Consider the following 22088-nt stretch of genomic DNA (forward strand, 5'->3'; position numbering starts at 1 on the left):
GCCTCACCCCCCCAGGCTCGCGAGGAGCCGGCGCACCTCGTCCTGGCCGGGCTCGAGGCTCAGGGAGTGGCGGAACGCCTGGGCCGCTTGCTGCTTGAATCCGCGCTTCATATAAACCTCGCCGAGAGACTTGTAGACCTGGGGAATGTCCTTCCGGAGGGCGGCGGCGCGCTCCAGATGGGTCTGCGCCTGCGCCAGGCTCCCCATCTTGAGGAACGTCTCGCCGAGGGCGATGTGGGCGCGGAGATTCCCGGGCTCGAGCCGGAGAACCTCCTCGAACTCCTGCACCGCCGGCTCCCGCCTCTGAAGCATCAGGTCGGTCAGGGCGATCCCGAGGCGCGGCTCGACGGAGGCGGGCTCGACCACGATCCAGCGCTCGAAGGCGGGGCGCGCCTCGGCGAATCTCCCCGTCTCGAACAGGAGCGTCGCCAGGTTCCCCTGCGCCACGGGCCAGTCCGGATCGGCCTTCACGGCCCGCTCGAACTCGGCGATCGCCGCGCTCTTGTCCTTCTGGAGCGCCAGGAGCGTTCCGAGGCTGTTGCGCAGGATCGGATTCTCGGGGCGGATCGCGAGCGCTTTCTCGTAGAGCGCCTTCGCCTCGTCGAGCCGGCCCTTCTCCTGCAGGCAGAGCCCCAGGTTGTTGTACGCCCCGACGTACTGGGCGTCGCAGCGCAGCGCCTCGCGGTAGGCCTCCATCGCCCGATCCACCTCGCCGCGCTTTCGATGGATGTTGCCGATGCTGTTGAATTCCACGGGACTCAGCGGCGCGATCTCGACGACCTTGCGGAACTCGGCGAGCGCGGCGTCGAGGCTGCCGCGCCGCTGGAGGAGCTCGCCGAGCATCGAATGGGCCAGCGTCAGCGTCGGGTCGAGCGCGATCGCCCGGCGCAGCTCCCGCTCCGCCCCCGCCTCGTCCCCCTGCTTCGAGAGGATGCCGGCGAGCATCACGATCGCCGATTTGTTGCGCGGGTCTTCGGCAAGGGCCTGATCGACGTAGCGGCGCGCTTGCGCCAGATCCCCCTTCTTCATCCAGGCCCGCGCCAGATTCGCGCGGATCATCCCCCCGGCGTCGCCGCCGACGGAGGCGAGCGCTTTCTCGAAATCGGCCACGGCGGCGTCGACGTCGCCCTCGTCCATGGCCATGATGCCGCGGTTGTTGTGGGCGGTGAGACGGTCCTCGCCGATGTAGCCCAGCGACCGGAGCTTCTCGATCAGCGCGGCGTCGCCCGCCGAAGCGGCGGGCGTGGAGGCGGAAGGAGCGCTCCGAGCGCCGCCGTAGGAATCGATCCAGGCCACCGGATGCCGTTCGAGAAACGCCGGCTCGAAAGCCTCGGTGAGGGGCTGGCCGTCCATGTCGCGCGCCGCCGGCAGGCCGAACAGGGCGAGGACGGTCGGGGCCACGTCCAGCACCGACGCGGCCGCCAGCGACGACCCGCGGCGAACGTCGGGACCGGCCATGGCGAGAACGCCGATCGGAGCGTGCCACTCGGCGGCCTGTCCTTTCTCGATCGTCGAGTCGGAGTCGGGAGGACGGTCGGATCCCGCCTTGAAGCCGTGATCGGAGACGAGGAGGACGTCGGCCTCGGCGCCCGCCGCCGCGAGGATCTCCCCGATGTAGCGATCCTGAAGCTCGTAGTAGCGGTCGACGATCGCGCCGAACAGCTCCAGGTCGGCTCGCCGGGTGCCCGCGAGCAGCGGCGGCCGGTACTTCATGAAGAGGTGCGCGGTGGTGTCGGGCCCTTCGTAGTAGATCATCGTCAGCGGCGTGCCGGCTTCCCGTAAGCGCTGCAGCGCGACGGCATGGTAGGTCGCGCCCGCCGCCAGGACGGTCCGGAACCGGTTAAGAAGGTCTTTCTGCTCCGGGGTGAGGGAGGGCGGGAGCGTCCGTCGCGGGAGGAACGCGGCGACCTCGCCGTCGGTCACCTCGCCGGGGGCCTTGATGAGCGGGCGCACTTCGTCCATGAGCCCGGGCGGGTAGGTCTTGCCGCGATTCTTCGCGGGATCGGCGCTCTTCCAATCGTCCTGCCTGGCGTCCTCGAAGAGCTGGAAGGCGATCCGATCGGTGATGATGCTCCCCCGGACGGTCTCCGCGGGCCAGGTGGCCCACCAGGCCACCACCGTCACGTCGATCCCCTGGCGGCTGAGAAGCGTCCAGAGGGCGGGAACCTGCCGCATCGCGCTGGTGACGGGAACCAGCTCGCCCGTGTCGCGCGCCGTGACGACGAAGTCGACGATACCGTGGCGCGCCGGCTTCATGCCGGTCGCGATGCTCGTCCAGATCACCGGCGAGAGAATCGGCCGCAGGGTGCGCAGGTTGGCGCGGACTCCGCGCGCCACCAGCTGCGCCAGGTTCGGCATCCTCCCCTGCGCGATCAGCGGATCGATGATCCGCCAGTCGAAGGAGTCGACGCCGATGACCACCACCTTGCGCCGCAGCGGCGCGGCGGCGACCCGCAGGATCGTCCCCGACGCCTCGCCGACGCCGGCCGTCTGGAAGATCCGGAGTCCGTCGATTTGCAGCCCTTCCTTCGAGACGGCGGCCTTGAGCGCGCCGCGCACCCCGCCGGCAAGCTCCGGATCGCGGTTGCGCACCAGGTCGTAGGAAACGGCGGCGACCCGCTCGGCCGTCCGCCTTCGGAGCGTCCCGGCGAGCCACGACGTCTCGTAACGCGGCCCCCGGAGGCGGTGCAGGTCGAGGACGCGATCGGCGGCCACCCGGTAGGCCAGCTCCGCCTCCACCTCGACCTTCGCCCCTTCGCGGCTCTTCAAAGCCTGGTCGCCGCTGAGGTCGACGCGGAGCTTGACGGGTCCGGAGGGGTACTCGGAAACGCGCGCGAGCAGCCGGGGGACGAAGCGCCATCCAGGCTCGACGAGCCGCGGCGCGACTCCGAGAAGGGGCGCATCGACGACGAAGAAACGTCCGGGGGAGCGTAATGAGCGGAACGACAGGCCCGCGTAGGCCGCGGCCACGGCGAGGCCGACGAAGAATAGGAGCCGCCTGGAGGGCATCGAGGAAATCGTATCACACGGCGCCGGCCGCCCGGATCGTACCCGGACGGAGGGTTTCAAGGTAGAATTTCCATCCTGTCCCGTTCATCCATGGAGGAAGATGATGATCAAGATCTCCCGTCGGCTCGTCCTTTCCGCGGCGGTCCTGGCAGCGCTCCCCTCCGTCGTGCAGGCCTCGGGAGGCTCGTCGATGCCGCCCCCGTCCCCCGGCCCCGGGTCGTCCTTTCCGTCGACTCCCCGGAAGCCCCCGGCGGAGGAAGCGATCGATCACTACAACGCCGGAGTCCGGATGCGCGACCGCGCCGTCGCCCTCCAGAAGGAAGCCGCCCAGGCGGCCGACGAGAAGGAGCGCGCCAAGCTCGAGAAGAAGGCGATGAAGGAATTCGACCGGGCGATCGGAGAATTCCGCGAAGCGGCGCAGAAGAACCCGCTGTTCTACCAGGCCAGCAGCGACCTGGGCTTCTGCCTGCGGAAGACGGGCGATTACCCCGCCGCCCTGGAGGCGTACGATCGCGCCATCTCGCTCGCGCAGAACTACGCCCCGGCGATCGAGTACCGGGCCGAGGCCTATCTGGGGCTCGATCGCACCGAGGAGGCGAAGCAGGCCTACCTCCAGCTCTTCGCCAGCGACCGGGCGCGGGCGGACGAGCTGATGGCGGCGATGAAGGCGTGGGTGGAGAAGCACAGCGCCGCTCCCGGCCCGGTGGCGCCCGACGCCGTGAAGGAATTCTCGAGCTGGGTGCAGCAGCGCGAGGAGATCGCCACGCAGACTCCGAGCGTCTCACAGCTCCAAGAACGGAAGTGGTAGCCGGCTCCTTCCTCCTCGTCGCGCTGTTTCTCGCCTTGGGCGGCGCCACCGCAGCGCGCGCCGCGGAGCCCGCGGAGCGTCCTTCCGCGCCTCCGGCCGCGTACGCCTGGCGCCTGCCGCCGGGCTTTCCCGTCCCGCTGGTCCCGGCGGACAACCCGCAGACGCAGGCCAAGGTCGATCTCGGCCGGCTCCTGTTCTACGAAAAGTCGCTGTCGGGCAACGGTAGCTACTCGTGCGCCTCGTGCCATCGCCAGGATCTCGCTTTCACCGACGGGCGGGCGCGGGCCCTCGGCTCCACGGGCGAAACGCACCCGCGCAGCGCCATGAGCCTCGCGAACGTCGCCTATAGCGCGACTTTGACCTGGGCCGATGCGCGGCTGCGGCGGCTGGAGGATCAGGCCCTGATCCCGATGGTCAACGATCATCCGGTCGAGATGGGCCTCGCCGGACGCGAGGCGGAAGTGCTCGCCAGGCTGCGGGCCTCTCCCGGCTACCCCGCGCGGTTCGCCGCCGCCTTCCCTCAGTCCTCCGGCCCCGTCACCATGGCGAACGCGGCGCGGGCCCTCGCCGCGTTCGAGAGAACGCTGCTCTCCGGAGACTCCCCCTACGACCGGTTCGTCTACCGCGGGGACGGCGCGGCGCTCTCGGAGCCGGCCAAGCGCGGCATGAAGCTCTTCTTCTCGGACCGCCTCCACTGCTCCGTCTGCCACGGGGGATTCACCTTCTCCGGCCCCGTCGCGTTCGCCGGCCTGCGCCCCATCGACCCGGTCTTCCACAACACGGGGCTCTACAACCTCGGCGGGGCCGGCGCCTACCCCGAGGACGACCCGGGACTGTGGAAGATCACCGGAAAGCGGGAGGACATGGGGCGATTCCGCGCTCCCACCCTCCGGAACATCGAGCTGACGGCCCCCTACATGCACGACGGGAGCATCGCCACGCTGGAGGGAGTGGTCGATCACTACGCGCGCGGGGGAAGAACCATCACGGAGGGGCCCTACGGCGGAGCCGGCCGCGACAGTCCCTGGAAAAGCGAGCTGGTGGCTGGGTTCGAGCTGGACGCGCCCGGCCGCCAGGATCTGGTCGAATTCCTGCGAAGCCTCACCGATCGCTCCTTCCTGACCGATCCTTCGTTCTCCGATCCGCATGCGCCGCCCCCCGACCCCTGAACGCGAATAAAAAGACAAAGCGTCCGCTTCCGGACACTGCCCGCATCCCGTGCTGCGCCGGCTCCGCGGCGATCCGCCTGAAGTCGTGAACTCAATCCTCGCGCCAACGTAAAACAGAAAGAGACGGGGGTGAGGCTTGGAGGGAAAGAATGCGCAACGGCGCGTGGGGATTGGCTTCCGTGGGGTTCTTCCTGATCCTCTCCTGGCCGCCCGATCCAGCCTGGGGCGGCGACGCTCCTTCTCCCGACCCGCAACCTCCTGCCGTTCGGTCCCTCTCCGAGGCCGACGTCGTCCGCTTCAGGAAGGGCCTCAAGATCAAGGACAAGGCGCGGGCGTTTGACCAGAACGCCGCCCGGGCCGCCGATGCGGCCGAGCGCGGCCGTCTCGAAAAGAGGGCGGCGCGGGAGTTCGAGCGGGCGATCGGCCAATTCCGGCAGGCTGTCCGCCTGAACCCTTCCTTCCACCAGGCCTTCGCCGAGCTGGGCTACGCTTTGTGGAAGCGCGGCGACCCCGACTCCGCCATCAAGGCCTACGAGCGGGCGCTTCTCCTCGAGCCCACTTATCCGCAGACCATCGCCTACCGGGCCGAGACCTGGCTGGCGCTCGAACGGCTCGAAGAAGCGAAGCAGGATTACGTGCGTCTCTTCCTGAACGACCCGTCGCTGGCCGAGTCGCTCCTCGCGGTCATGAAGGATTGGCTGGCGAGGCACCGGGACGCGCCGGGGAAGATCGATCCCGTGGACGTGAGAGAATTCTCGCGCTGGGTGGCCGGCCGGGAGAAAATCGCCCGGGAGAGGCCCGCCGCCTGCTGAAGGCCGGCCGGCGAGCCGGCGGGTCACCCCGAGCGAGCCGTGTCCCTCAGCCGCGCAGCGCGTACCCTTCCGACTTGGCCACGTAGGCCGCCGCCGTGATGTCGCCGGTCACGTTCAGGACCGTCCGGCACATGTCCAGGATCCGGTCGACACCCAGAATGATTCCGATCCCCTCGGCCGGAACTCCCACCGTCACCAGTAGCGCCATCACCGTCGGCAGCGAGCCGCCCGGCACGCCGGCCGTGCCGATCCCCGCGAGTATCGAAAGAAGCACGACGGTGATCTGGCCGCCCAGGCTCAGGTGGATTCCGAAGAACTGCGCCAGGAAGAGAACGGTGATCCCTTCGTACAAGGCGCTGCCGTTCTGGTTGAGGGTCGAGCCCAAGGTCAGGACGAAGCCGCCGATCTCCCTCGGGATTCCCAGCTCTTTCTCGGCCACGCGCAGCGTCGTGGGCAGGGTGGCGTTGCTGGAAGAGGTGGAGAAGGCGGTGAGCATCACCTCCCGGATCCGCGCGAAGAACAGGGTGGGCGGATACTTCACTACGACCTTGAGCATCACGGAATAGGTGACGAATTGATGCAAGGCGAGCCCGACCAGGACGGTCGCGACGTACAGGGCGAGCTTCGCCAGGACGTCGAGCCCCGAGCGGGCCATGACGGTGAAGATCAGCGCCGCCACCCCGAAGGGGGCGAGCTGCATGGCCATGTCGATCACCTTCATGACCACCTCGAAAACGGCCTGCAGCCAGAGCAGCAGCGGCTCGACCACCCGCCGTTCGGCGAGCGTCGCGGCGATCCCGAGAAACAGCGCGAAGACCATCACCGCCAGGATGTCGCCTCGGAAGGCGTTCACCATCGCCTCGAGGGGATTCTGCGGGATGAGATCCAGGAAGATCTGCAGTCCCGTCTTGGGGGCCGGCGGCTTTTGAACCTCGGCGGAAGAGCGCCCCAGGATCTCCATGAGCCCGGCGCGCGAGGCTTCGGACAGCCCCTCTCCGGGGCGCACCAGATTCGCCAGGCCGACGCCGATGAGGACCGAAATCGCGCTGAGGAGGACCGTGAATGCGAGGGTCTTGATGCCGACGCGCCCGAGGCGGCGGACGTCCCCGAGCTCCGCGACGCCCAGGATCAGCGCCGAGACGACCAGGGGGATGACGACCATGAAGATGAGGCGGAGAAAGATCTGGCCGGCGGGATAGGTGACGTTGTCGATGAAGCTCCGGAGGGCGGGGCTGTCGCCGGCCGTGAGATTCGCGGCGATCCCGAGGATCATCCCGGCGATCATTCCGTAGAAGATCCGGGTGTGCAGCGGGGACTTCTTCTTGGCCGCGGGCGGAGGCCCGGAGGGCGGCGGGCCGGGTCTCACGAATCCGGGCGGGTGCGAGTCCTCTCTCAACGGCCCTCCCGTGCGATGCAAGGCGAAGAGCGCCGCTTAGCCTAGCACAGGAGTCCGATTCGCTCACCGGGGGACGGCCCCCGGTGGACTGCGGGAGAAAACCGGGCGCTACTCGGTTCTCAAGGCGAGAAGCGGATCGACCCGGCTGGCGCGGCGGGCCGGCAGGTAGGCGGCCAGCAGGAGGATGGCGAGGAGGAGAAGCGCCGCGGCGGCCAGGAGAAACGGATCGTGCGGCCGGATGCCGAACAGCAGCGAGCGCGCCAGACCTCCCGCCGCCCACGCCGCCGGCAGACCGACACCGAGGCCGATCGCGGCCATCGTCATCGCCTCGCGCAGCACCAGGGCACGCACGCCGCGCGCGCTCGCCCCGAGCGCCATGCGGATTCCGATCTCGGAAGTCCGCCGCAGGACGGTGTAGGTCATCGTGCCATACAACCCGATCGCCGCGAGCAGGGCGGCGACGAGGCCGAAGCAGATCGACAGCGCCGCCAGCAGACGCTGGCCGGAGAGCGAATCGTCCCTTTGCTGGGACAGGGTCTTGACGCCGGAGACGGGGAGGACGGTGTCCCAGCGCCGGACCGCCCCGCGCAGCGCCGGCACCAGGGTGCCGAAAGCAAGAGTGGAGCGCACGTAGAAAGTCGCCGAGCCGAGGTTCGGGTCCTGGGCATAGGGAAGGTAGACGAAGGGGCCCTTCTCCTGTCGCACGGAGGTGTGCTTGCTGTCTGCCGCCACGCCGACGATCTCGATGTCCAGTCTCGTGTCCGGCCCGGATCCGAAGGCCAGCCGCCGGCCGAGCGGATCCCGTCCGACGAAGTAGCGGCGCCTGAAAGTCTCGTTGATCACGGCGACCTTCGGGCTCTCCGAGGTGTCGGACTCCCGGAATTCACGCCCGCTCAGGATCGGCACTCCCATCGTCTCGAAGTAGCGCGGCCCGACCCAGTTGTTCGCGACCTGGACTCCGCGCGGCCCGCCATCGTAGCCTTCGACAGTCATGTTATATCCGGCGCTGCTGTCCGCCAGCACGGGGATCTCTGCGGCGGTGGCGCCGGCCACCCCGGGCAGGGCGCCGCAATCCTGACGGATCCGATCCAGGAGCGCGAGGGTCCCATCCGGCGTGTAGCCCAGGAGCGCGGGCTCGATCGAGAAGGTTCCCAGCTCGTCGACCCGCATGCCGACGTCGACCCGCAGGAGCTGCCGCAGGCTCAGGCCGAACAGTCCGGCGGCTACCAGCAGGAGGGTGGTGAAAGCGATCTGGGCCGTGACCAGGCCCTTGCGGAGACGCACCTGGCCCGGCGCTGTTCCAGCTCCGGCGCCCTGCTCCTTGATCGCGGAAGCCAGCTCCAGCCTCGTGGAGCGGGCGGCCGGCAGCAGACCGGACAGCAGGGCGGTGAACAAAGAAGCGCTGAACGTGAACGTCAGCATGCGGAGATCGAGACTGTTGGACAACGAGGCGGCCCCGCTGTCCGCCGGGAACAGGCCGAGCATCGCATCGATCGACCACGAAGCAACCAGCAGGCCGAGGGCGCCACCGACAAGCGAAAGCAGCACGCTCTCCGCCAGGCGGCGCGCCTATTCGTTCCGCAGCACCGCCATCGGGTCCAGGCGCGCCGCCCGGCGCGCCGGAAGGTAGCAGGCGAGCAGCGCGGCGGCGCAGAGGATCAACGGGCGGCGGCGCGTCAGGAACCGGCGGCGGCTGCAGGCGCCGTGCCATGCGGCCGGGTTCCTTAATGCCTCATTCCAGGAGTCTTGCCCGAATCGCTGCGACGCGGCCCCCCGGCCGCCGTCCGGAGATGGGATCCGCCATTCCGGGATCGGACACCAAAAGCGAGCAAGAGGAAGAATCTCGTCAAGGCCTTGCGCGGGAGGCGCGCAGGACCAAGATTCTCCCTATGAAGAAAACCGGCGGTGGATTCGGTTATGTGATCGCCCTCGTGGCCCTCGTGATCCTCCTTCTCCTGTCGGCGAAGGCCTGGAAGGGAGCCGCTCCCGCGGCGGCTCAGGCGCTCAAGCCGGGCGCTTCCGGCGGCGTTCCCGATCATGGCCAGACGGGGGCCGGCGAAGCGATCCGCTCGGGAAACCTCCCGGACATGAAAAAAATGGGGCAGAACACCGACGCCCACGTGCAACAGGTCAACGAGGCGGCCCACGGTCAGGACTAGGAGTTTGCCGGGTTACTTCCGGTAGGCGGCCTCGAGGAACTTCGCCCACTGCTTCCCGTCCCGGGAATTTTCCATCAGCAGGCTGAATCGGTTGTCGCCTTCGAGCCGGTAGGTGTGCCGGCTGTGCCCCATGGGACCTGCTTGCTCGAAGATCAGGCTGTCTCCCTGCCATTTCCCCTGCATCGGCTCGCCGCAGGGCGAGCCCATCGAATCGAACCAGTGCATGGTGTAGCAGCTCGCCTTCCCGTCGTAGCCGTAGACGCCGTGGCCGCGGTAGCTGGGCTGGCCGCCGCGCTCCTGGACGTAGTCGGTCAGCAGGAAGAACCCGTCCAGCTCGATCCGGGATTGAAAGCGTCCGGTGGCCTGCCCGCCCTTCGGGTCCCAGGGCGACGGGTACATCGTCTCCTCGCCGGCCCAGGTCCCGCTCAGTGCCTGCAGTTTCCGGTGCTGTTCCTGAGGCTTGGGCATTTCCATGACGCGCTCCTTTCAGGCTGCCGAGTTGGCTTCGCGGCGCGGAGCCCGGCCGAAGCGATAGGTGGCGTAGCCGACGATGGCGCCCAGGACGCTCCCGGGCAGCATGATCTCGGGATAGTGATAGTTCCCCGCCGGGTCGGGCGACATCGCCGCGGTCGCCCAGCTCAGGAGAAAGCCGATGCCGAGGCCGCAGAGAATTCCCAGCGGGAGCGAGCGAAGCTTGACGGCCAGGAATCCGGTGAGCAGACCGGTGACGAGCCCCTTGAACGTGGAGCCGATGATGATCGACGTCATCACCGTCGCGACCGCCGGGTAGGCGAAGGCCCCCAGACCGTCCAGGAGCCCCAGCGCCGCGCCGAGGACCAGGCCCAATACAGGTTTGGACATTGGAAACACCTCCTTTCGGATGTCTTGTTACCCGGGGACGGCGGATCGTTTACCGCCGGGCGAAAAAAAGGACGAGAACGCGCATCAGGAGGTAGGCGGCGATCAGGAACGCCAGCACGCGGTTCCGCGCCAGAAAGCGGGCGCTCTTCCCGAAGAGTCCGAGAGGCCGGGCCTGGACCGGCAGCGCGTCGAGGAAGCGATCGACGTCGGCCGACAACTCGCCGACGCCCCGGTAGCGCGCGGCGGGATCCCGGGCCATGGCACGGTCGCAGATCGCTTCCAGGTCGCGGGGGATCGCGGCATCAATCTGCCGCAGCGGAGGCGCCGCGCCGTCGCGCGCCTGGCGCAGCGTCTCCTCCCGATCGGATCCCTGGAAGGGAGGGCGTCCGGAGAGAAGGAAATAGAGGAGCGCCCCGAGGGCGTGGACGTCGGTGCGCTCGTCGAGCCGGTGGTTTTCGCCGCGCGCCTGCTCCGGCGCCATGTAGGCGGGCGTTCCCAGGATGGCCCCCTCGGCCGTCCCGCCCGGATTCCCGGGAGCACCGCCGGCGAACGTGACCTGCTCGTCGAGCCGGGACGCGAGGATCTTCGCCACTCCCCAGTCCATCACGAGGGCCTCTCCGAACGATCCCACCATGACGTTCTCGGGCTTCAGATCCCGATGGATGACGCCCCGGGCGTGCGCGAAGGCGACCGCCTCGCAGATCTTCTGGAACAGCCGGAGCATCTCGGGGCGGGTCGGTCCCTTCCGTCTCCATTCGTCGAGCCTCTCGCCGCGCACGTACTTCATGACGTAGAAGACGCTGCCGTCGGCGAGCGGGCCGAGGTCGTGCACGGGGACGATGTTGGGATGCTCGAGCCGGGCGAGAAGCCGGGCCTCCGCCCGGATCCGGGCAGTGAGGCCGCCGCGCGGATCGGGGACGGTCAAAACCTTCAAGGCCGCCTCTCTTCCCAGCTCCTGGTCCTCGACCAGGTAGACGGTCCCCATGCCGCCCCGGCCGAGACGCCGGATCAGGCGGTAGCGCGTCCCCGACAGATCGGGGCTTTCGGAGACCTCGCGAAGCCGCCGGAGCACCCGGTCGTCCATCACGGCTTCTCCCCGCCCTCGCCGAGGAGGACGCGAGCCTCGCGGCGGAACTCCTCGTCGCTGGCGGTCATCTCGCGGAGCTTGTCCAGGAGGATCCGCCGGAACTCCCGGCGGGCGAAGGCGAGGTGGTTCGTCACGTCGGTCGCCCGGACGCCGAGCTCGGCGCCGAGAGCTTCGTAGGTGAGCCGCCCCTCGCCGCAATCCTGGAGATCGTAACGCTCGAAAATCCTGAACTGGAGCGTCTTGCCGCGCGCCTCGCACTCGGAGCGCAAGGCCTGCAGCGAGAGATTGAAGAGGCCGCGGACCCATTCGGCCTCGAAATAGGTCTCGGGCGAGTCCGGCGAGCGGAGCGCCGCATCCGTCAGCTCCCCCTCGGCGCCGCGGAAATCGAGGGAGAGGGGGATTTCGCCGCCGCCGCGCTTGAGGCGCAGATGGTCACGGCGTTGATTGGCCAGATAGGCGTCGAGGCAGGTCCGCACGTAGGTCCGGAATCGCGCCCGGGAGGGATCGTACGACTCGAAGAATTCCTTCTCCATCGCCCTCAGGAAGAAGCCCTGGGTCAGATCCTCCGCCTCCTCGTTCGATCGCCCCCACTTCACGCGGATGTACTTGTAGACCGGCCTCCAGTAGCCGGAGATCAGGCTTTCGAGCGAGCGGGCGCGCGCCGCGGGCTCGGCGCTGCGGAGGCCGAGGATGGCCGACCCGCGGGTGGTCGGAAAACGATCGCCGCCTCGGACCGGACCGCCGCGGCTCACCGTCATTTCTTCTTGAACAGGGCATCGAAGGCGGCGCGGGCGCCGGAGATCGCCGGCCCGGCCGGGCCGCTCGGGGCGCGGCGGCCGGTGGCGTCCAGGACGGCCTGGGGAGTGAAAAGGTCGCATTCGTTGCGCGCCGTCTTGGAGCGGATCGGCGCCGCGATCGGCTTCCGGCATTCCCAGCGCGCGCCGGGATCGAAATGCAGGCAGTTCCGGCAGATGTGGAGCTGCTCGCCGCACTTCTCGCAGACCGACTCGAAGGCGATCACTTCGGCCGGGGAGGTCTGGTGGCCGCAGTTGAAGCAGCGCACGACCGCCGTCGCCTCGCGGGTCGTGATCTCCCGCGGTCCGCGCGGCCCCCGCTTCTCCCGCTTCCGGCGCTCTTCCTGGTAGTCGTTGTCGTGATATCCGGGCTGGCGGTACTTCACAGTCCCAGCTCCTCTTCCATCCTCGCTCCCGCTCGCGGGCCGGCGTCGCCGCCGCCGGCCGTTCTCAGGACGTAGCGGCGGCGACCGCCATCACCCCGGCGCGGGCCACTTCGTCGTAGCGGACCGCGGAGGCGTCGAAATTCTCCAGGTTCTCGATCAGCCGCTTCAGCGCGGTATCGAACGACGGCACCGTCTTCCTCGCCCGGGTCAGGGGGTTGCAGCGGGCGAGCACGAAATTCTTGACGAAGGGGTGACGGATGCCCCGCGCCTTCACCTTCGTGACCTGGCGGTCGAGGATGGCGCTGGCCTTCTCGACCTTCTCCGCGCGCCGGAGCCTTTCTTCGTAGGCCGAGGCGAGCGGCTCCTTCAGGAACTTGTCCACCCGCCGGAGGATCGATCCGAACGCTCCGCCCGCGAAGCGCGGGTGCTTCTCGTAGAGCAGCCCGAGCGTCGCGAAATAGGCTTCCTCGAACTGGAACGAGAACGAGTCCTCGTGCTTGCGGCCCTCCTCCTGCAGCAGGCCGCGGTACATCCGGATCACCTCGAGCGACTTTTCCTTGAGGTTGTGGGCCTTCTCCGTGTTCAGCGCCAGGATCTGGAACGCCACTTCGCTCTCCGCGAGAAGGATCAGGGGGATGGTGGCGGCCTTCATCTTCTCCAGGGCGGCCCGGCGGTGGTTCCCGTTCGGCGTCCAGTAGTCGCCGTCGGGCCCGCGCACGGCCACGACCGGATCGACGAAGCGATCGAGCTTGGCGATCACCTTGCGCAGCCGCTCGAGGTGGGCCTTGGAGAGGTCGCGCTGGTAGGGGGTCGGCCGGACTTTCTCCAGAGGGACGATCGCGAAGATCTGCCAGTTCTTGCCGACCGGCTCGCGGTAGGCCGCCAACGGCCAGCCGCCGTCGCGGGCCACCTGCTCCGCGAGAAGGCGGACGGAGCGCGGGGGGTCCTCGCCGGCCGGAAAGATGGCGAGCGGTCCGGAAGCCATGGGGACATGCACCTCGGGATTGGGAGAAGTACACTTCTATTATAGGACACTTCCTTTTTCGCGGGGTTGAGCTTATCCTCCGTAAAGGACGCCGCCTTTGCGGCGGGCTTGCCGCGCGCCGCCCCCCCCTTGCCGGAGAGACTCTTGTCCCGGAGCGCCATCGAGCCCGCCGTCGCCTCCTCCCCCTTCGCCCGCCGCCTCACGCTGTTCGACGCCACGATGATCGTCATCAGCGCCATCATCGGATCGGGGATCTTCGTCAATCCCTACGTCGTGGCGCAGAAAGTCGGCTCCTCGTTCCTGATCCTCCTGGTGTGGGCGGCCGGCGGCCTGATCGCCCTGGCCGGCGCGTTCGTGTTCGCCGAGCTGAGCACCGTCATGCCCCGCGTCGGCGGGCAGTACGCCTTCTTCCGCGAGGCTTTCCATCCGCTGGTCGCCTTCCTGCACGGCTGGTCGCTGCTGCTCATCATCGAGACGGGGGCGACGGCCGCCGTGGCGGTGGCCTTCGCCCAATACGTCGCGCGGCTCGCCGGGCTCGACCCCGCGATGGCCGTGCCGCTCGCGGTCGCGATGCTTCTCGGCCTGTCGGCGTTCCATGCCCTGGGGATCAAGCCGGGCGCCATCCTCATCAACGTCGTCACCTTCGGCAAGACGCTCGCCATCGTCTTGCTGATCGCGGCGGCGCTGCTCCTGACGCGACAATCGGGCATCCGCATCGACCCGCTGATCCCGCCCTCCTTGCGCGGCTTCGGCCTGGTCTCGGCGTTCTTCGCGGCACTCGTCCCGGTCATGTTCGCCTACGGCGGCTGGCAGAACCTGAACTACGTGGCCGAGGAGGTCCGGGACCCGCTGCGCAACCTTCCCCGCAGCATCCTGATCGGCGTGGTCTGCGTCATCGCCGTCTACCTGGCGGCGAACGTCGCCTACGTCCACGTCCTCTCCGCGCCTGGGCTCGCGGCGACGACCACCCCGGCGGCGGAAGTGGCCTCGAAGCTCGCCGGCGAGACGGGCGCCCGTCTCATCAGCCTCCTGATCGTCGTCTCCACGTTCGGCTTCATGAACCTGGCGCTGATGGCGCCGCCCCGCGTCTACTACGCGATGGCCGCCGACGGCGTCTTCTTCAAGCAGATCGGCAGGGTCGGGAAACGGTTCCGGACTCCCGCCGCCGCCATCCTGCTGCAGGGAGCGCTGGCGTCGGCCTTGGCGCTCACCAACACCTACGAGCGGCTCCTCGGCTACGTCGTGTTCGCCGACTGGATCTTCTTCGCGCTGGCGGGCCTCGCCCTGATCGCCTTTCGACGCCAGCTTCCCGGGGCGCCGCGCCCGTATCCCGCCCCGGGCTACCCCTGGGTGCCGCTCCTGTTCGTGGCGGCCGGGATCGGCATCGTCCTGAACAGCTTCGTCGCCGATCCGGGAAACGCGCTGACGAGCTCCGGGATCATGCTGGCCGGCGTGCCGGTCTATTTCCTGTGGAAACGGGCCCGGAGGGCGGCGTGAGGCCGATGCGCTTGAAGCACAGCGTCTACATAACGTGGGCCAAGCGGCAGGCGGCGGCGCGCTACAACCTCGCGAACAGCGGCATCCTGGGATGCGAGGCGGGCGACCTGCCGCTCGAGCCCGGCGACGTCGCGCTGAACGGCCCGGACAGCGACGGCTACCTTCCCTTGCGGCAGGCGATCGCGGCGAAGTACGGAGCGCGCGAGGAGCAGGTGGTCCTCGCCCAGGGGACCTCCTTCGCCAACTTCCTGGCGTGCGCCACGGTCCTGGAGCCGGGGGACGAAGCGCTGGTCGAGCAGCCCGTCTACGAGCCGCTGCTCTCGACGATCCGGTTCCTCGGAGCGGGCGTGAAGCGTTTCGCCCGGCGCCTGGAGGACGGCTTCTCGCTCGATCCGGACGAAGTCCGGCGGCGGATGACGCGGCGGACGAAGCTCATCGTCCTGACGAGCCCTCACAACCCGAGCGGCGTGCCGGCCGAACCGGCGACCCTGGCGGAGGTCGGCGCGATCGCGGCCCAGGCGGGCGCCCGCGTCCTGGTCGACGAGGTCTACCGCGACATCCTCTTCGAGGAAGCGCCGCCCAGCGCCGTGCACGCCGGAGAGCGGTTCATCGCCACCAGCAGCCTGACCAAGAGCTACGGACTCAGCGGCCTGCGCTGCGGCTGGATCCTGTGCGACGCGGCGACCGCCGAGCGGATGCGCCGGCTCAACGACGTGATGGGGGTGGCCGGGCCGATGCCCGCGGAGAGCCTGAGCCTCGCCGCGTTTCGCAGGCTTCCGGCCCTGGAAGCCCGGAGCCGCGCCATCGTCGAGCCCAACGCCCGCCTGGTCCGGGAATTCCTCGCCGGGCACGGCGACCTTCTCGAGTGCGTCGTTCCCTCGCGCTCCATCGTCGTCTTCCCCCGGTTGCGCCGGGCCGGGAGCAGCGACCGGCTGCACGACCGTCTCCGAACGCGCGACACCTCGATCGTCCCCGGCCGTTTCTTCGAATCGCCCCGGCACTTCCGCCTCGGCTTCGCCGTCCGGACCGAGGACGTGGCGGAAGGGCTGCGCCGCCTCTCCAAGACGCTTCGGGAAGACTGAGATCCCCAAGTCCGGGGTGGTTTGGGGAAGCCGGGCCTGGAACCCCTTGACCTTGACACTCGAAAGCCTGGCGGAGTAGGTTGGAGTCAATCGTTCACTCCATCGAAACAACCGGTCTGACCGAGCTCCCGCTCGGGGGAAAGGGGAGGATGCATGGCCGACATCCACGTGATCTACGCGAGAGGAAGCAAGCCGATCGTCAAGAACGAGGCGGAATTCTTCAGCAGCGGAGAGCCGGTCTTCTGGTGCTTCCACTCCGATGACGACCAGATCGATTCCGTGGAGCTCAAGTTTGACGACCCGCGCGCGACGTTCTTCACGGGGAAAGGGCGGGATCCCTGGGGGAACGAGGATCCCTTGGTATTCCGGGCGCGGATGAAAAACGGGCGCGCAGACTTCTACGGGCACGTTCCCGCCTATCCCAACGAGACGAGGCCGGTCCTCGCGAAGTACACGGTCCGGGGTCTGGATGCGAAGGGCGACCCGGTGGAATGGACGGTGGTGGACCCGGTGATCTTCACGTCCAAACCCTAGGCCCGGGAAGAGGATGGACTAGCCGGCCAGCTCCAGGATCCTACGGTAACGGGGCAGATCTCGGAGGGGCGCGAGATCGGGGTCGTTTTCGATCCGGACTTTGCTCAGGCCAAGCTTCACCGCCCTCTCCAGATGCTCCATCGCGTCGTTCGTCTTGCCCAGGATGGCGAGGATGACCGCGTTGGTGAAGACGACTTCCAGACTATCCGGCTGCATGGACTCCGCCTTGCCCCCTTCCTCGAGGGCGCACGCCTCTTCATGGGCACGGGCACAATAAAGGCCGAGGCTCGTGTGCGCCTCCGGATCCTGGGGAAGGAGGGCGAGCTTTTCCCGCGCGCGCCGGACCGCCTCGAGGTAGGCGCGACGGGCCCCGTCGCCGTTCTTCAGCATCCGGAAAGCGTCCCCCAGGTTCCCCCAATGGCCGGCCTCATGCGGCTCCATCTCGGTCGCCCGCCGGTAATGCTCCAATGCCTGCCCGAAATCCTTCTGGAAGTAGTAGGCCGTCCCCAGGTTGCTGTGCGCGTGGGCGCCTTCTTCGAGCTTGAGCGATTCCTGGAACGCCGAGACGGCGTCGGCGGGGCGGTTCATCTGCAGGTAGATCGCTCCGAGATTGTTCCACGCCATCACGCTGTCGGGCTTCAAATCGATCGCCTTGCGGGAGGCCTTCTCCGCCTGGTCGTATTCCCCGAAGCGGTAGAAGAAGAGCCCCAGGTAAACCCGGTGGCGAAAGCTGTTGGGGCTGAGACGGATGGCCGTCTGCAAGGCCTGCAGTCCGGGACGGTATCCATCCTTGATCTCCCGATAGGCCATTCCAAGATTCGCCCATGCCGCGTCGAAGTCGGGTTTCGTCCGGACGGCGCGCTTCAGATCCACGACCGCGGCCGCGAAATCTCCCGTGGCGATCAGACCGCGCCCCTTGGCGTTGAGAGCTTCCGGAAGATCCGGATTCTGCTGAAACGACCTCTCCTGAGCCCGAAGCGCCTCCTCCCGCGAAGAGGGCTCCCGGGTCCTCTCGTACCGGATCCAGTAGGCCTCCGCCAAGTTCGCCCAAGCAATCGACGATGACGGATCCTTTTCCACGGCGCGGTTCAGCATTTGAATGGCCTCGTTGAGGCTTCTCGACGTCTCCCCTTCGGCCCGCAGGTAGTAAAGGCCTCTGCGGTAGAAGGGATCGGCCTCGGAGGCCGGGAGGCGACCATGAGTCGGGGTGCCTGATACGCCCGGCTTAAGGATCCGGGGGACGAAGGCCACTGCCAGGAGCACTGCGAGCCCTGTCCCCCCGAGCAACCACTTTCCCGTGGGGCGGCCCAAAGCCCCGGCGATCCGCCGCACGCCTCCCGCGGATTCGGAAGCCGGTCGAAGATCCCGAAGAGCCCGATCGATTTCCTCGGCCGTAACTCGGCGGTTCTTCGGATCCTCGGAGAGGAGCGTCTCCAGGATCGTGCGGATGCCCCGGGGCAGCCGGTCGTGAGGAAGACGAGATCCCGGCTCCCCTGCCCTGTCCCCGCTCAGCATCTCCCGAAGCAGGAGCCCGAGGGCGAAGAGATCGGTCCGGTGATCGACGGGTCCGCCCCGGACCTGTTCCGGCGCCATGTATGAGGGAGTGCCGAAGCGCGCATCGGCCTGCGATCCCTCCCCGGGTCCCAGAGCAACCCCGAAATCCATGACGAAGACGGAGCCTTGGTGATCGATCATCACGTTCTCCGGCTTCAGATCCCGGTGCACGATCCCGCGGGAATGAGCGGCGCCCAGCGCTTGAAACGTCTTGCCGGCGATCTCCATGGCCCGCCGGGGCTCCAGCGGCCCGGATTCCATGAGGAGGCGCCGGAGAGTTTCTCCCTCGATCCACTCCATCGAGAGAAAAAGAACGCCGCCCACCTCTCCGAGGTCGTGCACCCGGCAGACGTTCGGATGAGCGATCTGCCGGGTGAGCCGGACCTCCTGCTTGAAGCGTTCCACGAAGGCCGGGTTCTCTGCCAGATCCGCACGCAGGACTTTGAGAGCCACCACGAGATCGAGCGAGTTGTCGATGGCCTTGTAGACGACTCCCATGCCGCCCGCTCCTGCCTTCTGGATGATGGTGTAACGATTGGCAAAGGAGGCGCCGGGAGTCAGCTCCGGCACTTCGCGGGAGGATTGCGGAAGCGGCGCGGTCGGGGCGGAATCGTACAGGTCGGTGCCGCAGCCCGGACACCGGCTGTCACCCTCCGGGATCGTCGCCGAACAGGCCGGACATCTCATGCTTGCTTCCCCGGCGGCCCGCTGTCGCTCGAGAGATCGGTCAGGAGTTTTGCCTGCAGATTAACAGTCGCTCCTTACCGCTGTCAAAGGGTTCGCTCCGCGCCGGCGGTTCTCCGGGAAATCGCCGGCCATCAATAAATCTGGCGGTCTTGACCCCCTTTTCACCCCTCAGTAGAATCGTTACTCTTCCGCAAGCAAGGGGATCCTCCAGGGCGCGGGAAGTCGATGAAGATCTACACGAAGACCGGCGATAGCGGTGAGACGGGCCTTTTCGGCGGCGGGCGCGTCAAGAAGAGCGACCTCCGGGTGGAGGCCTACGGAGACGTCGACGAGGTGAACGCCCACCTGGGCCGGGCGCTCACGCTGTTGGCGAATCATCCGGTCCAGAAGGAAATCGAGGAGATCCAGGCCGATCTCTTCACGCTCGGGGCCGACCTCGCCACCGTTCCGGCCGCCGCCGCGAAATCGACGGCCCTGCGCCTCTCCCCGCAGCGGGCCCTCCGCCTGGAGGAGCTGATCGATCGATGGGAGTCGGAGATCGCGCCGCTCAAGCACTTCATCCTCCCGGGCGGCTCGCCCGGAGGCGCCGCGCTGCAGGTCTGCCGGGCCGTCTGCCGCCGGGCCGAGCGGTCGGTGGTCCGGCTTTCGATCGCTGAAAGCGTGAATTCCGACGCCGTCGTCTACTTGAACCGTCTCTCCGATCTTCTTTTCGTCCTCTCCCGATGGGTCAATGCCCGCGAGGGGGCCCCGGAGACGATCTGGAAGGGGGCCGGTCCCTGAGCCCAGGAGCGCGCCGGCTGTCGGAAGGGGCTCCTTCTCTGATATTCTCTCCCCTAGGGGAGGCGTGAGGAGTGTCCCGATCCGCGGAGGAGAATCCCATGGCCCGAGCGCTTCGAAAGTCTCGCAACCGGATTCTGGGCGGGGTGTGCGGGGGGATCGCCGAGTGGCTGGAATGGGATCCCACCGTGGTGCGCGTCCTGTACGTCGTCTTCTCGATCGTCAGCGCGGCCTTTCCGGGGATCCTGGTCTATCTGATCCTCTGGCTGATCATGCCGCCGCCCGAATAGGATTCCGCATGTCGATTCTCAGGATTCTCGGATTGGAAGGGGGCCCGGGCCAGAGCGCGCCCGAGTCCGAGACTCTCCGGAAGATCACCCGGGCCCTGGAGGCGATGGACCCGGAGAAGGCTCGCTACGTCGCCGCTTTCGCGTTCGTCCTCGGGAGGGTCGCGAACGCCGATCTCTCGATCAGCGATGTAGAGACCCGGGAGATGGAGCGCATCGTCCAGCGCTGGGCGGGACTCCCGGAGGAGCAGGCCATTCTCGTCGTCCAGATCGCCAAGACCCAGAGCCGGCTGTTCGGCGGCACCGAGAACTTCCCCCTCACGAAGCTCTTCAAGGATCTCTCCACGCCGCAACAGCGCGAGGAGCTGCTCCACTGCCTCTTCGCCGTCTCGGCCTCGGACGACTCGATCTCCACCGTCGAGGAGAACGAGATCTGGAAGGTCGCCGCCGAGCTGGGGATCACGCACTCCGCCTACGTGGCCATCCGGGCCGACTACTCCCAAAAGCGGCAGGTGCTGAAAGACCTTCCTTCGAAAAACTAGAGTCCCGTCTCCGAAACGCCGGCCGCCGATGCATCCGGCCCGTTGCACCTCGCTGGCGTACGGTCCCGGGGCGCAGCCCTTCGGCGCGCTTTGCGACCCGGCGTCTCGACGGGCTCGATGTCAACGGCATTTCCGAGGCGCGAATTGTCCTCTCGAAGTCCCCGCTCTTCAGCTTCCGGGGTTGTGGCCCCCGTGATGCCCATAGTTGAGCTCGCCCGCCTCGATATTCACCTTGAGGCGGTTCGCGGGCGGGGGCAGAGGGCAGGTGGCGTACGGGGTGAACGCGCAGGGAGGGTTGTAGGCCTTGTTGAAATCGAGGACGACCTTCCCCTCGACCGGCATGTCGGCGTACAGGAAGCGTCCCGAAGGATAGGTGGTGTCGCCGCTGGTCCCGTCCCGGAAGATGAAGAACAGCTCCTTGTCGTCCGGGCTCTCGAGAACGGGCTCGAGACGGACGGTCTTCCCCTTGAGGGTGAAGGTGACGTACCCGGGGCTGGGGAGACTCTCGGTCTGGCCGAGGATATTCGGGACCGGAATCTGCTTCGGAGGCTCATACGGGTTGAAGGTGGCCGTGATGCGGTACTCGGGCTTCACCGGATACCACTTCAGGCCGGTGAATTCGCGGCGCATCTTGCTGTTCTTGTCCTTCAACCGGATGGCGTACTTTCCGCCCCGCTCGATCACGAACATGCTGAGATCGCCCAGGGCCAGGACGGTGGGATCGCCCGCCTTGTCGGGCGTCAGCTCCATCTCGGTGACGGTGCGCCCTGCGGAGGTGACGGTGGCGCCGCTGTCGACCCGGACTTTCGTCTTCCCCTCCTTCAGCTCGAACACGCCGGTGTAGGCCGGGGCCGTCCCGGCGGGCAGGATGATGTCCGCGGCCGGATCGGTGCCGAAGCGGTTCGGCCCCTCCTTCAGCCAGAAGAGCCCCGCCACGGTCAGCCACCCCGTGTCGTTCTTCAGTCGGGCTTCCCGTTCCTGGCGCCATTTCTCCACCTCGGCCGCATAACCCGGAGGCCGGGCGGCGGAGAGGAGAAGCCCTCCCGCGAGCAGGACGGCGGCTCCGCCGGCGACTACCTTCCACCTTGGCATCATCTCGGCTCTCCTTTTCCTTTCTCGGCACCGTCTCGAAGGCCCTCGGCCTCGAAGGCCCGGACCATCTCCTCCTCGAACGCGACGAACACGACCCTTTGAAGATGGCGGGGCCGGAACGCCCGGGCCGCGGCGACCATAGCGCGGGCTGCCTCGGCATGGGAAACCCGGCCGACCCCCGTGCCCATTCCGGGAAAAGCGAGGGATCTCAGCCCGGCGGCGTCAGCGCACTCCAGGGCCGCGCGGACCGCCTCGGAGACCTTCGCCACGCTGGTCCGCATGGCGGGAAGCTCCATCGTGGGGGCGTGGATCACGCTGCGGAACGGCAGGTCGCCGGCGGTGGTCGCCACGGCGCTGCCGATCGGAATGGGGGCTTGCGCCATCGCTTCCTGCTCGATGATCGCCCCGCCACGGCGCCGCAGGATTCCCGCCACGCCTCCGCCCATCTCGCCGCGCGAGTTGGCCGGATTCACGACGGCGTCGGCCGTAACCGAGGTGATGTCTCCCCGCAATAGCGACAATTCCATTGCTGTAAGATCCCTGCGTCGCGGAGCGGATTTCGAGTGGCTC

Annotated in this window: 22 protein-coding genes; 10 read left to right on the top strand and 12 right to left on the bottom strand. The window is 68.0% G+C overall.

All coding sequences use genetic code 11. The features are described 5' to 3' along the window. Positions 1–3: 3 nt before the first annotated feature. Positions 4–3009, bottom strand: a complete 3006-nt coding sequence (locus VGR67_07250; GenBank protein ID HEV8336192.1) for a tetratricopeptide repeat protein — start codon at positions 3007–3009, stop codon at positions 4–6. Positions 3010–3109: 100 nt separating this feature from the next. On the opposite strand from VGR67_07250, the gene VGR67_07255 reads away from it, so the two are divergent. The 3 genes from VGR67_07255 (at position 3110) to VGR67_07265 (ending at position 5798) form a co-directional block, all read left to right on the top strand. Then, positions 3110–3817: a tetratricopeptide repeat protein gene (locus VGR67_07255; protein ID HEV8336193.1), complete on the top strand. Its 708-nt coding sequence runs from the start codon at positions 3110–3112 to the stop codon at positions 3815–3817. Continuing rightward, on the top strand, positions 3811–4986 hold the full coding sequence (locus tag VGR67_07260; GenBank protein ID HEV8336194.1) for an MbnH family di-heme enzyme: 1176 nt from the start codon (positions 3811–3813) through the stop codon (positions 4984–4986). Before VGR67_07255 ends, VGR67_07260 begins: the two co-directional genes overlap by 7 nt. Positions 4987–5135: 149 nt before the next feature. Continuing rightward, positions 5136–5798, top strand: coding sequence for a tetratricopeptide repeat protein (locus VGR67_07265; protein ID HEV8336195.1), 663 nt, complete (start codon positions 5136–5138; stop codon positions 5796–5798). 46 nt (positions 5799–5844) lie between these two features. Here VGR67_07265 and VGR67_07270 read toward each other — a convergent pair whose 3' ends face one another. Further along, positions 5845–7194 (bottom strand): dicarboxylate/amino acid:cation symporter, encoded by a 1350-nt coding sequence (locus VGR67_07270; GenBank protein HEV8336196.1) that lies wholly within the window; start codon positions 7192–7194, stop codon positions 5845–5847. Between the two features lie 108 nt (positions 7195–7302). Beyond that, positions 7303–8742 carry an FtsX-like permease family protein gene (locus tag VGR67_07275; GenBank protein ID HEV8336197.1) on the bottom strand — a complete coding sequence of 480 codons (1440 nt, stop codon included), beginning with the start codon at positions 8740–8742 and terminating at the stop codon, positions 7303–7305. 341 nt (positions 8743–9083) lie between these two features. On the opposite strand from VGR67_07275, the gene VGR67_07280 reads away from it, so the two are divergent. Continuing rightward, positions 9084–9353, top strand: a complete 270-nt coding sequence (locus VGR67_07280) for a hypothetical protein (GenBank protein ID HEV8336198.1) — start codon at positions 9084–9086, stop codon at positions 9351–9353. A 12-nt stretch (positions 9354–9365) separates the two neighbouring features. Here VGR67_07280 and VGR67_07285 read toward each other — a convergent pair whose 3' ends face one another. The 6 genes from VGR67_07285 to VGR67_07310 all read right to left on the bottom strand — a co-directional run bounded on the left by VGR67_07285 (position 9366) and on the right by VGR67_07310 (position 13466). Next, positions 9366–9827, bottom strand: coding sequence for a DUF1579 family protein (locus VGR67_07285; protein ID HEV8336199.1), 462 nt, complete (start codon positions 9825–9827; stop codon positions 9366–9368). A gap of 12 nt (positions 9828–9839) precedes the next feature. Beyond that, a complete protein-coding gene (locus VGR67_07290; protein ID HEV8336200.1) occupies positions 9840–10214 on the bottom strand; it encodes a hypothetical protein in 375 nt (124 codons plus the stop codon). A gap of 49 nt (positions 10215–10263) precedes the next feature. Next, positions 10264–11298: a serine/threonine-protein kinase gene (locus tag VGR67_07295; GenBank protein HEV8336201.1), complete on the bottom strand. Its 1035-nt coding sequence runs from the start codon at positions 11296–11298 to the stop codon at positions 10264–10266. Continuing rightward, positions 11298–12053 (bottom strand): sigma-70 family RNA polymerase sigma factor, encoded by a 756-nt coding sequence (locus tag VGR67_07300; GenBank protein ID HEV8336202.1) that lies wholly within the window; start codon positions 12051–12053, stop codon positions 11298–11300. Before VGR67_07300 ends, VGR67_07295 begins: the two co-directional genes overlap by 1 nt. 2 nt (positions 12054–12055) lie before the next feature. Then, positions 12056–12481 (bottom strand): hypothetical protein, encoded by a 426-nt coding sequence (locus VGR67_07305; protein ID HEV8336203.1) that lies wholly within the window; start codon positions 12479–12481, stop codon positions 12056–12058. A 64-nt stretch (positions 12482–12545) separates the two neighbouring features. Further along, the gene (locus VGR67_07310; GenBank protein ID HEV8336204.1) at positions 12546–13466 is read right to left on the bottom strand and encodes a ParB N-terminal domain-containing protein; all 921 of its coding nucleotides are present in this window, start codon (positions 13464–13466) and stop codon (positions 12546–12548) included. A 144-nt stretch (positions 13467–13610) separates the two neighbouring features. Here VGR67_07310 and VGR67_07315 point away from each other — a divergent pair, with 144 nt between their 5' ends. From VGR67_07315 to VGR67_07325, 3 genes are all read left to right on the top strand, one after another. After that, the gene (locus tag VGR67_07315) at positions 13611–14963 is read left to right on the top strand and encodes an amino acid permease (protein HEV8336205.1); all 1353 of its coding nucleotides are present in this window, start codon (positions 13611–13613) and stop codon (positions 14961–14963) included. A 5-nt stretch (positions 14964–14968) separates the two neighbouring features. Next, positions 14969–16045 (top strand): pyridoxal phosphate-dependent aminotransferase, encoded by a 1077-nt coding sequence (locus VGR67_07320; protein ID HEV8336206.1) that lies wholly within the window; start codon positions 14969–14971, stop codon positions 16043–16045. A 153-nt stretch (positions 16046–16198) separates the two neighbouring features. Continuing rightward, positions 16199–16579, top strand: a complete 381-nt coding sequence (locus tag VGR67_07325; GenBank protein ID HEV8336207.1) for a hypothetical protein — start codon at positions 16199–16201, stop codon at positions 16577–16579. Between the two features lie 18 nt (positions 16580–16597). Here the strand turns inward: VGR67_07325 and VGR67_07330 are convergent, their stop codons facing one another. Next, positions 16598–18820 (bottom strand): tetratricopeptide repeat protein, encoded by a 2223-nt coding sequence (locus VGR67_07330; GenBank protein HEV8336208.1) that lies wholly within the window; start codon positions 18818–18820, stop codon positions 16598–16600. Between the two features lie 225 nt (positions 18821–19045). Here VGR67_07330 and VGR67_07335 point away from each other — a divergent pair, with 225 nt between their 5' ends. The 3 genes from VGR67_07335 (at position 19046) to VGR67_07345 (ending at position 20426) form a co-directional block, all read left to right on the top strand. Next, a complete protein-coding gene (locus tag VGR67_07335) occupies positions 19046–19600 on the top strand; it encodes a cob(I)yrinic acid a,c-diamide adenosyltransferase (protein HEV8336209.1) in 555 nt (184 codons plus the stop codon). Between the two features lie 98 nt (positions 19601–19698). Continuing rightward, positions 19699–19887, top strand: coding sequence for a PspC domain-containing protein (locus VGR67_07340; protein HEV8336210.1), 189 nt, complete (start codon positions 19699–19701; stop codon positions 19885–19887). Between the two features lie 8 nt (positions 19888–19895). After that, positions 19896–20426 carry a TerB family tellurite resistance protein gene (locus VGR67_07345; GenBank protein ID HEV8336211.1) on the top strand — a complete coding sequence of 177 codons (531 nt, stop codon included), beginning with the start codon at positions 19896–19898 and terminating at the stop codon, positions 20424–20426. 168 nt (positions 20427–20594) lie between these two features. Here the strand turns inward: VGR67_07345 and VGR67_07350 are convergent, their stop codons facing one another. Both VGR67_07350 and VGR67_07355 read right to left on the bottom strand, forming a co-directional pair. Then, entirely contained in the window at positions 20595–21521 is a 927-nt protein-coding gene (locus VGR67_07350) for a DUF1684 domain-containing protein (GenBank protein HEV8336212.1), read from the bottom strand. Then, positions 21518–22045, bottom strand: coding sequence for a macro domain-containing protein (locus VGR67_07355; GenBank protein ID HEV8336213.1), 528 nt, complete (start codon positions 22043–22045; stop codon positions 21518–21520). The genes VGR67_07350 and VGR67_07355 overlap by 4 nt, the downstream gene beginning before the upstream one ends. Positions 22046–22088: the final 43 nt, after the last annotated feature.

The organism is Candidatus Polarisedimenticolia bacterium (assembly GCA_036004685.1).
GTDB lineage: Bacteria > Acidobacteriota > Polarisedimenticolia > Gp22-AA2 > AA152 > DASYRE01.